Below are 14,767 nucleotides of genomic sequence, written 5' to 3'. Positions count from 1 at the left end.
ATCTGGACGGTCCGGGGCGCTGCAGTCACCCGAATCGGTCGAGCCCCGTCTGCCTGCGCGGCGCGCGATCGGGGCCGGCGACCCACGCCGAATTGGCCGCCCGCAGCGCCCGGTGATCGGTCTGGGGCGGATCGGCTGGATCGTACGCCGTACAGCCGTTTCCGCAGTCTCGACCGGGGTCCACCACACGGTCGAAGCGGTCGCAGTAGGGACGACCGTCCGCGGTCGTGCTCGCGTGGGCACACCCCGGCGGGTCCGGTCGCCAGCCCTTCCCGTAGGCGCGCTCCGCGATCCGGCGTCGCTTCCGAGACTTTGCTGCCGGAGTCACGACCTCGACGTCGGTTCGAAGGCCCTCCGCCGCGACGATCTCGATCCCCGGATCGGCGACGGGAAGCGCCGTCGGCTCGCGAACGACCTCCCGATCGCCGGTCTCGGGGTCGACGCGCTGCACGCCGACCTCCGTCGGGATCCGGTTTAAATGTGCGCGGGTGACGTGTGACGCCGTCGCGAGCCAGACCCGGTCGAAGAGGCCGAGTTCGACGTCGAACCGGAGCTGCGCCCGTAGGTTGCCGGGACGGTCGAGGTCCGGCTTATTCTCGATTGCGACGAGTTTGCTGACCCAGTCGTCCGGGTAGCGTGCGATCGCGCGCACGAGGTCTCGCCCATCACGTCGCTCCCGTTCGAGGTAGCCGGCGTCAACGGCGGCGTCGACCACGGTTCGTGCTCGTTCCGGCGGCAGATCGAACGCGTCGGCGACCGGGACGGCCGTTCCGGGACCAACGTCGGCCGCCAGGGCCGCGTCCGGGATCGCCGCCGGGGTGATCGACGTTCGATCGGCGAACCCCGGGCCGGGTTCGAGCACGCAGACGTCGACGACCCGCGCGCCCGATCGCGCGACCGCACCGCCCAGCTGTCGAGCCACCACGCGGTCGGGTTTCTCGAGGGCGGCACACAGCGCCAGCTCGAAGCCGAACTCCGAACCGGGCGAGGGCACCATACCCGGTGACAGGTCCCGAACGAGGAAAACTCGTTCGACGCGATCCTCACCTCCCCGCTTCGTCGGCGCGAGTCCCCTCCCCCACCGCTTCGAAACCCGTATTCGCTCGGGGTCCGTACCCCGGTCGTATGCGCCGCGTCACGCGGAACCTCCTCATCGCGATCGGCATCGTTGCCCTCGCCCTGCTCGCGCTCGGCGCCCTGCCGAGCTATCTCGGGACGGGGGAACCCTACCACCTCACCGTGGAGCCGACCGATGACGAAGGGCCCACCGTCGACGTCTCGAACGTGACCGATCGCCGGTATCCGTACCTGGCCGGGGCGCTCGCGTCGGACGACGGTCGATCGCCGGGGTATCAGGAGGGACCGTTCGGGGTCAAAGAGCACTTCACGCACACCCCGTTCGACGAGCTGGACGCGCTCCAGCGGCGAAACCGCGAGGCGGTCCGCGAGGACGGGCGGGTCCGGGTGGTCCACGATGGCCGGCGCCTTTACGTCGACGTGCGGAGGGGATCGGCGTGACTGATCACGACGCGACCGGCGGCGACCGCGCGGCCGACGACGATGATCACGCGACCGACCACGAACCGGACGGCCCCGGCGCGAGCGAGCGGCCGATCGCCCACGAACCGGCCGCCGACCTCCGGGATCTCCCGGCGTTCAGGGATGGCCGGGTCCACTCGCTGCCCGGCGATCCGGATTGGCCCGTCGAATCGGTCGCGGTCGAGTACGAGACGGGCTGGCTGACCGCGGGCTACGACCGCGTCGAACAGCCGGACGGAACGGCAAAGGACTACTACTGGGCCGAGCTGCCGCCCGCCACCGTCGTCGTCGCGATCGCCGACGGCGGCGTCCTGTTCGTCGAGCAGTACCGCCCCACGATCCGGCAGCGACAGCTCGAGTTGCCGGCCGGGATCGTCGAATCCGACGAGTCCTACATGGACGCCGCCGCGCGCGAGCTGGCCGAGGAGACCGGCTTCGCGCCGGCCGAGACGACGCTGCTGCAGGAGGTGTGGTGTTCGACCGGCGTGCTGCGCCACCGTCGTGGCTACGTCCTCGCCCGGGACCTGGAGCCGGTCAAGCGGACGTTGGACACGAACGAGTTTCTGGAGCCGCGTGCGGTTCCGATCGAGGACGCGCTCGCGACCGCTCGCCAGCCCGGCTGTAACGACGCGACGCTGGAGGGGCTATTGCTCGCGAAAGCGGACGACCATCTCGACGAACAGTGATCGATCGTCTTCCTGTGAGTTTATAACCACCCGATCGATCAAAAATTGGTGCCATCAATAGCCTATTAGTCGCCGGCGACGCAAACCCGACTCGATGACGAACCCGCCCGCGGAATCCGTCCTGTTGTCCGAGGACCCGCCGCTCGACCTCCGGCTCTCGGAGACCGAACTTGAAACGACCCGCGACCGGATCGTCTCCTTCATCGAGGACACGGTCGCCGCCGCCGGCGCCGAGGGGGCCGTTCTCGGGCTCTCCGGCGGGATCGACTCGACGCTCACCGCGTATCTCGCCGTCGAAGCGCTCGGCGCGGACGGGCTTCACGGGATCACGATGCCGGCGTCGGTCAACGATCCCGAGACGATGAGCGACGCCGAGCGCGTCGCCGAGGAGTTGGATATCGAGTACGACGTCGTCGAGATCGACCCGATCGCCGAGACGATCTTCGATCGCTATCCGGAGGCCGCCGAAGACACGATGGCGGCAGGGAACGTCTACGTCCGGACGCGGGCGGTTCTCAACTACTTCGTCGCCAACGCCGAGAACCGGATCGTTCTCGGCACCGGTAACCGGTCGGAGGCGGCGACGGGCTATTTCACCAAGTACGGCGACCAGGCGGTCGACTGCAACCCGATCGGCAACCTCTACAAGATGCAGGTACGCCAGCTGGCCGCCCACGTCGGCGTTCCCCAGGATCTGGTGATGCAGACGCCAACGGCAGGAATGTGGACCGGACAGACCGACGAGGAGGAGATGGGCGTCGGGTACGACACCCTGGACGCGATCCTCGCGATGCACGTCCACGGGCCCCTCTCGAAGGCCGCGACCGTCCGTGAACTCGGCGTCGACCCCGAGCAGGTCGAGTCCGTCGTCGACCTCCACGAGGCGAGCGCGCACAAACGCCGACTGCCGCCGGCGCCCGAGCAGTAACGCTCCGCCGCGAGCACCCCGTCAGTCCCGGCGTGTGGCGGCATGGGCGTGGGTGAACACGAACTCCCGAAGCAGTTTCCCCGCGAGCGCCGCCGTCTGGCCGTCGTCGCGGTCGTTCACCTCGACGACGTCGACGCCGTCGGCGTGTGGTGCGACCGCCCGAACCGCGTCCCGCAGTTCCCGCGGCGACAGGCCGAACGGCTCCATCGTGCCGGTTCCGGGCGCGTATCCGGGATCCGCGGCGTCGATGTCGACGGAGAGGTAGACGGACGAGTCCTCGCCCGGGAGGATGTCGCCATCCTGAACCGACCGCGTCCACTCGCCAACGTTCTCGGGCGGGACGACGGTCACGTCGTCCGCCTCGGCGCGTTCCCATTCCGCGGCCGAACCCGTGCGGGCGCCGATCACGTACGCGTGGTCGACGACGTCGAGCGTCCGCCGGGTGACGCAGGCGTGGCTCCAGGGGTTCCCGGCGTAGTCCTCCCGGAGGTCCAAGTGTGCGTCGAGCACGACGAGCACGTCCGGATCGACCGCCTCGACGCCGGCGTACGTGACGGTGTGCTCGCCGCCGAGAAGCGCCGGGACGGCGTCGTCGAAGGTGATGCCGCGGAGTTCCGCGGCGAGATGGTCGAGGTACGATTCGACGTCGTCCCAGGGATGAACGTCGCCGGCATCGTGGACGCCGAGTTCGGTGAAGCGGCTGTCCGTCCGGTGGTCGTAATCGTCGGAGGATTCGGAAAACCGCCGGATCCGGTCCGGTCCGAACCGGGTGCCCGGCTGAAAGGTGGTCGTGGCGTCGAGGGGAGCGCCGACGACCACGTAGGATGCGGCCTCGCGATCGGTCGTCGCTCCCGGAAACATCTCGATTATCCGACGATCTTGCGTTGGCCCTCGTACTCGAGGTACTCGATCTCGTCGTCGGAGGCGAGGCTCTCGTCCTCGGGGATGCGCATCGTGAACGTCTCGTAGGTGTCCAGGTCCATCACCTGGGCGTCGTCGCCGGAGACGGAGACGACCTGGCCCTGCTTGCGCTCGATGATCGGGACCCAGACCTTCGCGTCGACCGGCTGGGACAGGGACCGCTTCCTGTCGTCGAAGACGCCCTTGCCCTCGATGCGGGCCTTGGCGCTGCCGTGTTTGCCCGGTTTCGCGGTGCTGTAGTGGTTGATCTTACACGGCGCTTCGTCCATCATCACGTAGCTTCCCTCTTGCAGTTCGCGAACCTGCTTTTGCTCACGAGGCATACCTCCGCTTCCCTCGCGGCCGGTATAAACGGTTTGGAACGCGTTGGGCGTGGGACTGGCGGAAGAACGGAACGGGCGGAGCGAGGGGAACGTGGGGGCGCCGACTCGGTCTGCGTCATTCGGCGTCGTCGGCCAACGCGGATCGGCGTCAGTTCCCCCCGTCACCGGTCCCGTCGTCCGGCGGGAACTGGCCGGAGATGAGGAAGCTCACGAGGATGAAGACGAGAAAGCCCGCGCCGACCGCGGCAGTCGTCTGGACGACGAACGGGATGTCGTGGTACCAGGCGTATCTGTCGACGATGATGATCGCGACGATCGCGAGCAGGATCGCCTTCTGCTCATCGGTCGGATCCAGAACCGCCCCTTTGACGTCGTCGACGAGTTCGGTCACGAGGCCCATCGGTACTCGGGGGTTGACGGGCCGCGTGGAACCGTGTTTCGATCGCGTCCGCCGATCGTGGCAGGGGAGCCGTCGATGGTGGTGGGGAGCCATCGATCGTGCGTGGGAACCACCGATCCGAGCTAGATCGTGAACAACTCGCGCGGGAAGTCGGCCAGCGGCTCGGCACCGGTGGCGGTCACGTGGAAGGTCTCCGAGAGCTCGACGCCGAAGTCGTCCTCCCAGATGCCGGGGATCATGTGGAACGTCATGTCCTCCTCGAGAACCGTCTCGTCGCCCGGCCGAATGCTGGCGGTGTGTTCGCCCCAGTCCGGCGGGTAGCCGAGCCCCATCGAGTAGCCGATCCGGTCCTCCTTTTCGAGTCCGTACTGGGCGATCGTCTCCCGCCAGGCCGTCTCGACGGCCTCGCAGGTGACGCCGGGCTCGACGGCGTCGAGGGCGGCCTCGATCCCCTCGATCACGACGTCGGCGGTTTCCTGGACGGCTGCAGGGGGATCGCCGACGTACGCGGTTCGAGCCAGCGGCGAGTGGTACCGGTGGCGACAGCCGGACAGTTCGATGAGCACGAGTTCGTCGTCGGTGAACGGGCGGTCGGTCCAGGTGAGGTGGGGCGTTCCGGTGTGGTCGCCGGAGGGCATCAGCGGAACGATCGAGGGATAGTCGCCGCCGTAGTCGTCAGTGCCCCGGATCAGGCGGTCGTAGATGGCCGCGGCGGCCTCGTACTCGGGGATGCCGGCTTCGATCGCGTCCAGACCGGCCAGCATCGCCTCCTCGGAGATGCGGGTCGCCTCGCGCATATACTCGAGTTCCTGCTCGGACTTCTTGATCCGGATCCAGCCGACCAGCAGGGTGGCGTCCTCGAAGTCTGCCTCGGGGAGGTTCGACTGCAGCCGCGTGTAGGACTTGGCGGTGAAGTAGGACGCGTCCATCTCCAGGCCGATGCGTCCGTCGTCGACGTCGAGGTCCTCGAGCACGCCGGCGACGTAGTCCATCGGGTGGAGATCGTGCGGCGAGTGGACGTGGTCGTCGCTGTAGGCACGGATGCTCTCCTCGGAGAGCCACGTCGTCGCCCGGGCGCCGTTGCCGTCCATATCCCGGCCGACCCACACCGGCTCGTCGCGCTCGCGGGTGACGATCACGGCCTGGTGGACGTAAAATGACCAGCCGTCGTAGCCGGCCAGATAGTTCATGTTCGCCGGGTCGGCGACGACGATCGCGTCCAATCCCTCCTCGCGTAGCCGCTGTTTCGTGCGTTCGACGCGCCGTTCGTACTCCGATTCGGTGAAGAGGTCTCGTGGCATGGCGACGGATCTCACGTAGACGGTCGTCGAGCCGGTGTAAAAACATTTCGTGTACGCAAGGAACGGTTACTGTAGACGGTGGGTCCTGCCTCCGCCGAGGATCGTCAGACCTCCGGCGGCGCGACCGCCTCGTCGGCGGCGTCGCGCCAGGACCGCGTGGGTTTCCACCCGAGCAGTCGCTCGGCCTTGGCGGTGGCGTACGCCGACGCGTCCCCCTCGATCGAGCAGTCCGCCGGGAGCCGACCGTAGTGGTCCCGCAACAGCTCCCGAAGCGGCTCGCCGAGCGCGTTGTCGGGAGCGGCGCAGTTGAACGCCTCGTGGCCCGCGATCACGGCCGGCGTCCCGTCATCGTCTACGCCCTCGACGCCTTCCCCCTCGTCGCCCGTCTCCGTTTCGGATGCCTGCGCCGTGACGCCGGCCAGTGCGACGACGACGAGATCGACGACGTCGCGGACGTCGACGTACGACCAGTAGTTCCCGGCACCGGCCGATCGGTCCGTGACGTACTCGGGGTCCCGGCAGGGGTACGCTCCCGGTTCCTGGATCCAGGTGGGGCGGATCGAGGCGATCGAGACGTCGTCGCGGCGTGCGACCGTCTCGGCGATCTCCTCGGTCACGACCTTGGAAAGCCCGTAGGCGTCCTCGGGACGCAAGGCGTGGTCCTCCGTCACCGGAAGCGCGTCGGGGACCGGCGTCTCCTCGGCGAAGAAGAACCCGTAGGTCCCGTCGGAGGACGCCTGGACGACGTCCGCGCCGACGCGCCCGGCGGCCGTGAGGACGTTGTGAGCAGCCAGCGTGTTGTTCCGGTAGACGTCGACACCCGGATGCGTGCCGGCCACTGGGATCGCGGCCCAGTGGATCACCGCGTCGGGGTCGATCGCGGTGATCGCGTCGAAGGTCCCGCCCGCCTTCGTGAGATCCAGCGCCCGATACTCGACGTCGGGATGGCCGCCGTTCGACGGCAGGGACCGATCCAGGACGACCACGTCGTGATCGGCTGCAAGCGCGTCGACGACCCAGCGGCCCGAACTCCCGCGACCGCCGGTGACGATGACGTTCATACCGGACGTTTTGACGTTCATATCGGACGTTTTGACGTTCATACCGGGATGCTCGGCGGCGGCGTTCAAAACGTGCCGGATCGACGGATCGTCCCGTTTCGTCGGTCATATATCCGTGCCCCGCGAACGATCGTCGATGACACGTGGTCCCGCGCCGTCGATCGGCGTCGATCGTGTGCCGCCGAACGCGGACGCGGTCCTGGTTCGAGTCGGCGCGATCGGCACGAAAAGCGAGCGCGTCCGCTACGAGATGCAGTCACAGCTCGGCCGGAACCTGCGCGCGCTCCTGGCGGACCGCGGGATCGACGCGCCGGTCCGCCATCGACGAAACCGCCTGGTCATCGAGCCGACAGCGTCGTCGGATCAGGCGCCGGATCCCGCGGGCGTCGCCGCAGCGGTGGACGCCGCGACAGACGCCGCGGGCGTGGTCTCCGCGAGCCCCGCGATGACCGTCGCTCCGACGATGGCGGCGGTCACGGACGCGCTTGCGGCCGTCGCAATCGACCGGTTCGACGGCGGAAGCTTCGCGGTTCGGGCCAACCGCGTCGGCGACCATCCGTTCACGAGCGAGGAGCTCGAGCGCGAGGGGGGTAGCGCGGTCTTCGAGGCGGTCGCGGACCCGGATCCGACGGTGGATCTGGAGGACCCGGATCTGACGTTCCGCGCCGACGTCGCCGACGACGAGGCGTTCGTCTTCGTTGAGAAGCACCCGGGTCCGGGCGGGCTTCCACTGGGGAGTCAACGGCCCGTCGTCGCGCTGCTCTCGGGCGGGATCGACTCGCCGGTTGCCGCCTTCGAGCTGATGCGGCGGGGGGTCCCGGTCACGCCGGCCTACCTCGATCTGGGCGATTTCGGCGGCCCCGACCACCGCGCTCGGGCCGAGGAGTCGGCGCGGCAGCTGGCACGGTACGCGCCGAACCACCTCGACGCGATCCACGTCGCCGACGCCGGCGACGTCTGTCGGCGGCTCGCCGACACGATCGAGCAGGGCCGGATGCTCGTCTTCCGCCGCTTTATGTACCGGGTCGCCGCCGACATCGCGGCGGACCGCGGGGCCACCGGAGTCGTCACGGGAGAGGTCATCGGCCAGAAGTCGAGTCAGACCACCCAAAACCTCTCGGTGCTCGATTCGGTCACCGACTTCCCGATCCATCGACCGCTGCTCACGCTCGACAAACCGACGATCACGGAGCGCGCCGAGCGGATCGGGACCCGCGGCACGGCCGACATCACGGTCGGCTGCGACCGGTTCGCGCCCGATCGCGTCGAGACGCGGGCCGGCCTCGATCAGATCGCCGACGTCGAGCCGGAGTGGCTCCGGGACGCGGCCCGCGACGCCGCCGACGGCGCCGAGCGCGTCTTGCTGTAGAACGGTTGGGAAGTGCGGTTGGAGAATCCTCGATTAATTACGTCACCATATATAAATTCACCGCCGCTTCCGGTCGGTAGGGAATCGCCAGGAACGACTTATATATCCCGACGCTCGTCGCGAGTGGGCAGTCCTGACATGCGCGGCCACCCCGGCCGTCACCGAAACCCATCTGCCCACTGCGTGAACACGTCCCGCTCGTCCCCGGGACTTCGTTGTCCGACCGTGCGGAGGCGATCCTCCACACGGTACGTTTCTGGAAACGATTATGTATTCAATACTGATATTTTAGGTTACAGCCGATCGCGTGAACACACGGATCACGACCGGTGGAAAGGATCACGGCCGGTGGAAAAGATCACGGACGATGGAAAACCGATCGGCGACGGGATCGATCGGGGCCGAACGAATCGAGTATAAAATCAATTCAGTAACTGAAAGGGTGACTGGCCGGAGAACCCCTCCACGAACGTCCACTTTGGATACCAAGACGTCGAACGTCGCTCGTGTTTTTGAACCGCCCTTAAACATAATATATAATATAATTACTTGGAAAAGTAGTTTATTCGATATTTCAACCGACGAGGGTCATCGAACTCGATAACAATCTTAATGAGTCCGTTCGGCAAGCTATGACTGATGAACGTTACCGTACTCGGAGCCGGGACGATGGGACACGGTATCGCACAGGTGACCGCGATGGCGGGCCACGACGTCACGATCCGCGACATCGAGGAGTCGATCCTCGAGGACGGGGTCGAGGCGATCGAGAGGAACCTGCAGGGCGGCGTCGAGCGCGACAAGCTCACGCAGGCGGAGGCCGACGCGGCCCTCGACCGGATCGACACGACGACCGACCTCGCGGGCGCGGTCACGGACGCGGCGTTCGTGATCGAGGCCGTCCCCGAGGACCTCGACCTCAAACGCGACACGTTCACCGACGTCGAGGAGCACGTCACCGACGACACGATCATCGCCAGCAACACCTCCTCGCTGTCGATGACGGCGATCGCCGACGCGCTCGAGCATCCCGAGCGCGCGGTCGGACTCCACTTCTTCAACCCCGTCCACATCATGGGGCTCGTGGAGATCATCGTCGCCGAACAGACGAGCGAGGACACGCTCGCGGCGGCGACCGACCTCGTCGAGGAGATCGACAAGGAACCCGTGACGGTCACTGATACTGCGGGGTTCGCCTCCTCGCGGCTCGGCGTCGCGCTCGGCGTCGAAGCGATCCGGATGCTCGAGGAGGGCGTCGCCTCCGCCGAGGACATCGATCAGGCGATGGAGCTCGGCTACAACCACCCGATGGGGCCCCTCGAGCTGACCGACGTGGTCGGCCTCGACGTCCGGCTCGACATCCTCGAGTACCTCCGTGAGGAGCTCGGCGAGCGGTTCAAGCCGCCCCAGACGCTCAAGCGGAAGGTTCGCGCGGGCAAGCTCGGGAAGAAATCCGGCGAGGGCTTCTACGTCTGGGAGGACGGCGAGATCGTCGGCGTGAGCGGGGACGACGACCGATGACTGGGAGTGATTCCAACGCGAGTGACGCCGCTTCGGACGATGTCGACGCCGACGGAACCGGGAACGACGGCGCCGCCGCGGACGATGCCGCCGCGGACGGCACCGCGGCCGTCTCCGCCGACTGCGACACCGTCGACGTGGTGCTCGACGACCTCGCCGAGGGAGTCGCGACGGTCACGATCTCGCGACCGGACGCACGGAACGCGCTCGACGCGACCGTCCGCGAGGAGTTCTCCGGCGTCCTCGCGGCGATCGACGACGACGATGCGGTTCGCGTCGTCGTGGTGACCGGCGACGCCGAGGGAAAGGCGTTCGTTGCGGGTGCGGACGTGAGCGAGTTTCGCGACCGGGATGCGATCGACCAGCGTGAGGTCAGCGAACGGCCCCGGATCTACGAACGCGTCGCGGAGCTGTCGAAGCCCGTGATCGCCCGGATCAACGGCCACGCCCTCGGCGGCGGCTGCGAGCTGGCCCAGGCGTGCGACGTCCGGATCGCCTCCACGCGAGCGAAGCTCGGCCAGCCCGAGATCAACCTGGGCATTATCCCCGGCGGCGGCGGCACGCAGCGCCTCCCCCGGATCGTCGGCACTGGCCAGGCATTGCGGTTGATCCTCTCCGGCGAGCTGATCGATGCCGCGGAGGCCGCCGACATCGGCCTCGTCGACGAAGTCTATGAACCCGACGAGCTCGACGACCGGGTCGCCGAGCTGGCGGGGATGATGGCCGACAAGAGCCTCGTCGCGCTCGAGTTCGCCAAGGACGCGGTCCGAGCCAGCGGGCAGCTCGGGCTTGAGGACGGCATCGACTACGAAGCGGAACTGTTCAGCCAGCTGTTCGCAACCGCCGACAAGGACGAGGGGATCGCCGCGTTCTTCGAGGACCGCGACCCCGAGTGGAACGACGCCTGACTGCGACCCAAGCGGGACGAAGCCTGACTGCGATCCGAGCAGGATGACGCCCGATCGGGACCGTCACCTCACTCCCCGGTGAACTCCGGATCCCGATCCTCTCGGAACGCCGCCACGCCCTCCTCGTGGTCCGCCGTTTTCAGGAGCGTGCTCTGGGCGAGCGACTCGACGAAGCCGGCGGTCCGGGTGTCGGTGTCCCGTGCCGTGTTGACCGCCCGCTTCGCCAGCCCGAGCGCCTGCGGCGGCCGATCAAGGAGGTCCTCAGCGTAGGCCGCGGCGGCGGCGTCGGGGTCGTCCTCGACGCGTTCCACGAGGCCGATCTCGGCCGCCTCCGCGCCGTCGATCAGATCACCCGAGAAGATCATATCCTTCGCGACTCCGGGCCCCACCAGCTCGACGAAGCGGGAGCAGCCGCCGAGGCCGGGGATAAGTCCGATGTTGTGCTCCGGGAACCCGAGCGTTGCGTCGGGCGCGACGATTCGGACGTCACACGCGAGCGCGAGCTCGAGGCCGCCGCCGACGCAGGTTCCCTCGATCGCGGCGATCACGGGCTTTTCGATCGTCTCGAGTCCGTCGAAGACGCGACCGAGGACGCGGGAGTTGCTGCGGAACTCGGCGGTCGTCCACTCCTGCGCTTCCTCGAAGAGGCCGACGTCGGCACCCACCGAGAAGACCGTCGGGGTGCCGGCGAAGACGACGACGCGGACCCGGTCCTCACGGAGCACTTCGAGCGCGTCGGCCAGCTCGTGGCGCATCGCCTGGCTGATCGCGTTGACGGGATCGCTGGCGAGTCGGACGGTCGCGACTCCCTCCTCGGAAACCGTGACCTCGAGCGTGTCGAACGTGGGCTGCTGGTCGGTCATCGATACGTGGTGGCTCGACGGGAACTAACTTGTGTCGATCGATCCCGCGCGTGGGGCGCGAGCGACCCGTGTCGCTGTGCGACCGCGGTTCAGTGCCACTCCGGCTCACGTCGGTCGAGGAACGCCGAGAGCCCCTCGTCGAAGGTGTCGGTCCCGCTCATTCGCTTGATCGCGGTCCGCTCCTGTTCGAGATGTTGACTGAGCCGGCCCTCGTAGGAGGCGTCGACGAGGGTCTTCGTCTCCGCGTGGACGGCGGTCGGACCGGCGGCAAGCTCGCGTGCACGATCCGTCACCGTCTCGAGGAAGTCGTCGGCGGAGCCGCCGTAGGTCGCGTTCGCGAAGCCGAGATCGACCGCCTCCGCGGCGTCGATCGGCTCGGGATCGAACAGCAGCTCGCGAGCCTTGTACGGGCCGACCGTCTTCACGAGAAAAAAGGAGATCGCGTTATCGGGCGTGAGGCCGATCCGGGCGAAGGCGGTGTCGAGGATCGCGGATTCGTGGAGGTAGTTGAGGTCCGACGCGAGCATAAACCCGAGCCCGCCGCCCGCCGCGATCCCGGTCACGGCCGAGATCACCGGTCCGGGGAACTCCCGGACGGCACGGATATACCGGCTCGAGGCCGCCGCGATCGTGTCGATCGTGACCGGCCGCATCTCGATGGGTGCCTCACGAATGAACTCGAGGTCGGCACCGGCCGAGAACTCTCCCTCGCCGTAGACGACGAGACAGTCGACATCGTCGGCAAGCGCCTCGACCGCCGCGGCCATCGCCTCGAGTTTGGGCGGTCGGAAGACGTTCAGGCTACCGTCGCCGCGCTCCATCACCAGCCTGGCGACGCGTCCGCTCCGTTCGTCGCCGACGTCGCCACGATCGCTGCCGTCAGGACGCTCGATACGAACCTCCTCGTGGACGCGTTCGACCTCGTACTCGGCCATCATCGCTGGCCCGTATTCGGGACGATCCGGCCGGGTCGTCTCGACGTCATCTGGAGATCACTGCCTGCGATACGGGGTTCATACCGAATCGGTGGTCGATTGAGGGGTTTATACTTTCCGGCGATGGGCACGGCATCGTCCCGGCGCCATAAGTATCGCCGAGGAAAACCAACAAGTATAACGCGACGAAATAGTATGAGATAGGGTAGATGCAGCCATCAGTACCACAGGAGTACCTCCCGGACGAATCGGACCGGCCGGATTACATCCACCCGCTCCCGGAGCTCCACTACTCACAGGAGATCAACGCCGCCGAACAGCTCGTCGACGTCCACGTCCGTAACGGCCACGGCGACGCCGTGGCGATCCACTTCGAGGACGAGGAGATCACCTACGCCGAGCTGCAGGAACGGGTCAACCGGATGGGGAACGCGCTGACCGACCTCGGCGTCGAGGCCGGCGACCGCGTCGTTGCTCGGTTCCCGAACCGCCCCGAGGCGATCGTTACGTGTCTGGCCGTTCAGAAGATCGGCGCGGTCGCGCTCCCGTCGATGAAGCTGCTGCGTGCGAAGGAGCTTCGCTACATCATCAACAACGCCGAGGCGTCGGCAGTCGTCGTCTACGACGGCCTGGTCGAGGAGGTCAACAACGCGCTCCCGGATCTCGACACGGTCGACGACGTGATCGTGGCCCAGCGCAACGGCGTCGAGCACGACCACCACGACTACGACGAGCTCCTCGAGGCAGCCAGCTCCGAACTCGACGCGTACCCGACCGAGCGCGACGACCTCGCGTTGATGCTGTACACGAGCGGAACGACGGGTCGACCGAAGGGCGCGGTCCACACCCACCGACACGTGCTGTCGACCGCCGACGGATACGCACGCTACTGCATCGAGCCGACCGAGGACGACGTCTTCGGGGGTAATCCGCCGCTGCCGTTCGCGTACGGCTACGGCGATCTGGTCACGTTCCCGCTTCGATTCGGCGCGAGCGTGAGCCTGGTCGAGGACGCCTCACCGGAGGACCTCCTCGAGGCGACCGAGGAGCACGGCATCACCGTGATGTGCTCGATCCCGACCGGCTACAACCAGATGCTCTCCCAGCATCCGAACGCGACCGACGAGTACGACCTCTCCTCGCTCCGGCTCGGGCTCAGCGCCGGCGAGCCGCTCACGCCGACCACCTTCGAGAACGTCAAGGAGGAATACGGCATCAAGCTTCTCGACGGGATCGGCACGACGGAGATGCTCCACATCTTCATCAGCCACCGACACGACGAGGAGATCGATCCGACCGCGACCGGCTTCGCGGCCCCCGGCTACGAGGGGAAGATCATCGACCCGGACACGGGTGAAGAGTGTGAACGCGGCGAGGCCGGGCTCCTGGCGGTTCGCGGTCCGACCGGCGTCGAGTACTGGAACCGACCCGAAAAACAGGAGGACGCCGTCGCGGATGGCTGGTCGCTGCCGGGCGACATCTTCGTCCAGCGAGAGGACGGACGCTTCGAGTACAAATCACGCAACGACGACCTCATCGTCTCCAGCGGGTACAACATCCCCGGCCCCGAGGTCGAGGCAGTCGTCGAGGAGGTCGAGGAGACCTCCGAGGTCGCCGTCGTCGGCAGCCCGCACGAGGAGCGCGGTGAGATCGTGAAGGCGTTCGTCGTCACCGCCGAGGGCGTCACGGGCGACGACGCGCTCGTCGAGAAGATCCAGAACCACGTCAAGGACACGCTCGCGCCCTACAAGTACCCCCGCGCGGTCGAGTTCGTCGAGTCCCTCCCGCGGACCGAGACGGGCAAGATCCGCCGGACGGAACTACGCGAGCGCGAACGTCAGTAGACACGGAGCCGGCCCACGAACAGGGCCGAGACGACGCGTTTTCCAGACGACGCCTTTTCCATTTCGTTGCCGGCACTAGCTCCCGAAGAACCGCTGTCCGTCCAGGAGGCGTCCCACGCCGTCTTGTAGCGTGTCCGGGCGTTTCGTTTCACGCATAGACCGACCCTA

The 14,767-nt window shown here is 67.4% G+C and carries 15 protein-coding genes; 7 read left to right on the top strand and 8 right to left on the bottom strand.

The window, feature by feature from the left end:
- Positions 1 to 25: 25 nt before the first annotated feature.
- Complete coding sequence (locus BLW38_RS08845; RefSeq protein ID WP_092816896.1) at positions 26 to 997, bottom strand: DUF5787 family protein; 972 nt, start codon at positions 995 to 997, stop codon at positions 26 to 28.
- Positions 998 to 1,125: 128 nt separating this feature from the next.
- Here BLW38_RS08845 and BLW38_RS08840 point away from each other — a divergent pair, with 128 nt between their 5' ends.
- The 3 genes from BLW38_RS08840 (at position 1,126) to BLW38_RS08830 (ending at position 3,153) form a co-directional block, all read left to right on the top strand.
- A complete protein-coding gene (locus BLW38_RS08840; RefSeq protein ID WP_092816895.1) occupies positions 1,126 to 1,518 on the top strand; it encodes a hypothetical protein in 393 nt (130 codons plus the stop codon).
- Positions 1,519 to 1,613: 95 nt separating this feature from the next.
- Complete coding sequence (locus BLW38_RS08835) at positions 1,614 to 2,225, top strand: NUDIX hydrolase (protein WP_092817019.1); 612 nt, start codon at positions 1,614 to 1,616, stop codon at positions 2,223 to 2,225.
- A gap of 94 nt (positions 2,226 to 2,319) precedes the next feature.
- Positions 2,320 to 3,153: an NAD+ synthase gene (locus BLW38_RS08830; protein ID WP_092816894.1), complete on the top strand. Its 834-nt coding sequence runs from the start codon at positions 2,320 to 2,322 to the stop codon at positions 3,151 to 3,153.
- Between the two features lie 21 nt (positions 3,154 to 3,174).
- Here BLW38_RS08830 and speB read toward each other — a convergent pair whose 3' ends face one another.
- The 5 genes from speB to BLW38_RS08805 form a co-directional block, all read right to left on the bottom strand.
- Entirely contained in the window at positions 3,175 to 4,014 is an 840-nt protein-coding gene (gene speB, locus BLW38_RS08825) for an agmatinase (protein WP_092816893.1), read from the bottom strand.
- A 5-nt stretch (positions 4,015 to 4,019) separates the two neighbouring features.
- Entirely contained in the window at positions 4,020 to 4,397 is a 378-nt protein-coding gene (locus BLW38_RS08820; protein ID WP_092816892.1) for a translation initiation factor IF-5A, read from the bottom strand.
- A gap of 148 nt (positions 4,398 to 4,545) precedes the next feature.
- Entirely contained in the window at positions 4,546 to 4,797 is a 252-nt protein-coding gene (locus BLW38_RS08815) for a hypothetical protein (protein WP_092816891.1), read from the bottom strand.
- Positions 4,798 to 4,919: 122 nt separating this feature from the next.
- Positions 4,920 to 6,098: a M24 family metallopeptidase gene (locus BLW38_RS08810; RefSeq protein WP_092816890.1), complete on the bottom strand. Its 1,179-nt coding sequence runs from the start codon at positions 6,096 to 6,098 to the stop codon at positions 4,920 to 4,922.
- A gap of 104 nt (positions 6,099 to 6,202) precedes the next feature.
- Positions 6,203 to 7,159, bottom strand: coding sequence for an NAD-dependent epimerase/dehydratase family protein (locus BLW38_RS08805; RefSeq protein ID WP_092817018.1), 957 nt, complete (start codon positions 7,157 to 7,159; stop codon positions 6,203 to 6,205).
- A 136-nt stretch (positions 7,160 to 7,295) separates the two neighbouring features.
- On the opposite strand from BLW38_RS08805, the gene BLW38_RS08800 reads away from it, so the two are divergent.
- From BLW38_RS08800 to BLW38_RS08790, 3 genes are all read left to right on the top strand, one after another.
- Positions 7,296 to 8,528 (top strand): tRNA sulfurtransferase, encoded by a 1,233-nt coding sequence (locus BLW38_RS08800; RefSeq protein WP_092816889.1) that lies wholly within the window; start codon positions 7,296 to 7,298, stop codon positions 8,526 to 8,528.
- Between the two features lie 639 nt (positions 8,529 to 9,167).
- Positions 9,168 to 10,049, top strand: coding sequence for a 3-hydroxyacyl-CoA dehydrogenase family protein (locus BLW38_RS08795; RefSeq protein ID WP_092816888.1), 882 nt, complete (start codon positions 9,168 to 9,170; stop codon positions 10,047 to 10,049).
- A complete protein-coding gene (locus tag BLW38_RS08790) occupies positions 10,046 to 10,957 on the top strand; it encodes an enoyl-CoA hydratase/isomerase family protein (RefSeq protein ID WP_092816887.1) in 912 nt (303 codons plus the stop codon). The genes BLW38_RS08795 and BLW38_RS08790 overlap by 4 nt, the downstream gene beginning before the upstream one ends.
- 68 nt (positions 10,958 to 11,025) lie before the next feature.
- Here the strand turns inward: BLW38_RS08790 and BLW38_RS08785 are convergent, their stop codons facing one another.
- Together BLW38_RS08785 and BLW38_RS08780 are read right to left on the bottom strand one after the other, a co-directional pair.
- Positions 11,026 to 11,820, bottom strand: a complete 795-nt coding sequence (locus BLW38_RS08785; protein ID WP_092816886.1) for an enoyl-CoA hydratase/isomerase family protein — start codon at positions 11,818 to 11,820, stop codon at positions 11,026 to 11,028.
- Positions 11,821 to 11,909: 89 nt separating this feature from the next.
- Complete coding sequence (locus BLW38_RS08780; protein ID WP_218143047.1) at positions 11,910 to 12,755, bottom strand: enoyl-CoA hydratase/isomerase family protein; 846 nt, start codon at positions 12,753 to 12,755, stop codon at positions 11,910 to 11,912.
- A 209-nt stretch (positions 12,756 to 12,964) separates the two neighbouring features.
- Here BLW38_RS08780 and BLW38_RS08775 point away from each other — a divergent pair, with 209 nt between their 5' ends.
- Positions 12,965 to 14,599: an acyl-CoA synthetase gene (locus tag BLW38_RS08775; RefSeq protein WP_092816884.1), complete on the top strand. Its 1,635-nt coding sequence runs from the start codon at positions 12,965 to 12,967 to the stop codon at positions 14,597 to 14,599.
- The last annotated feature ends 168 nt before the right edge of the window (positions 14,600 to 14,767 follow it).

It is taken from the genome of Halopenitus malekzadehii, from assembly GCF_900108505.1.
GTDB lineage: Archaea > Halobacteriota > Halobacteria > Halobacteriales > Haloferacaceae > Halopenitus > Halopenitus malekzadehii.
The sequence above is the reverse complement of the archived record's forward strand: the minus strand, read 5'-3'. Positions and strand labels throughout refer to the sequence as shown.

Coding starts and splice junctions, on each gene's coding strand:
- BLW38_RS08845 (WP_092816896.1), bottom strand. CDS start 997: ATGGTGCCCTCGCCCGGTTCGGAGTTCGGCTTCGAGCTGGCGCTGTGT.
- BLW38_RS08840 (WP_092816895.1), top strand. CDS start 1,126: ATGCGCCGCGTCACGCGGAACCTCCTCATCGCGATCGGCATCGTTGCC.
- BLW38_RS08830 (WP_092816894.1), top strand. CDS start 2,320: ATGACGAACCCGCCCGCGGAATCCGTCCTGTTGTCCGAGGACCCGCCG.
- speB (WP_092816893.1), bottom strand. CDS start 4,014: ATGTTTCCGGGAGCGACGACCGATCGCGAGGCCGCATCCTACGTGGTC.
- BLW38_RS08820 (WP_092816892.1), bottom strand. CDS start 4,397: ATGCCTCGTGAGCAAAAGCAGGTTCGCGAACTGCAAGAGGGAAGCTAC.
- BLW38_RS08815 (WP_092816891.1), bottom strand. CDS start 4,797: ATGGGCCTCGTGACCGAACTCGTCGACGACGTCAAAGGGGCGGTTCTG.
- BLW38_RS08810 (WP_092816890.1), bottom strand. CDS start 6,098: ATGCCACGAGACCTCTTCACCGAATCGGAGTACGAACGGCGCGTCGAA.
- BLW38_RS08805 (WP_092817018.1), bottom strand. CDS start 7,159: ATGAACGTCATCGTCACCGGCGGTCGCGGGAGTTCGGGCCGCTGGGTC.
- BLW38_RS08800 (WP_092816889.1), top strand. CDS start 7,296: ATGACACGTGGTCCCGCGCCGTCGATCGGCGTCGATCGTGTGCCGCCG.
- BLW38_RS08795 (WP_092816888.1), top strand. CDS start 9,168: ATGAACGTTACCGTACTCGGAGCCGGGACGATGGGACACGGTATCGCA.
- BLW38_RS08790 (WP_092816887.1), top strand. CDS start 10,046: ATGACTGGGAGTGATTCCAACGCGAGTGACGCCGCTTCGGACGATGTC.
- BLW38_RS08785 (WP_092816886.1), bottom strand. CDS start 11,820: ATGACCGACCAGCAGCCCACGTTCGACACGCTCGAGGTCACGGTTTCC.
- BLW38_RS08780 (WP_218143047.1), bottom strand. CDS start 12,755: ATGGCCGAGTACGAGGTCGAACGCGTCCACGAGGAGGTTCGTATCGAG.
- BLW38_RS08775 (WP_092816884.1), top strand. CDS start 12,965: ATGCAGCCATCAGTACCACAGGAGTACCTCCCGGACGAATCGGACCGG.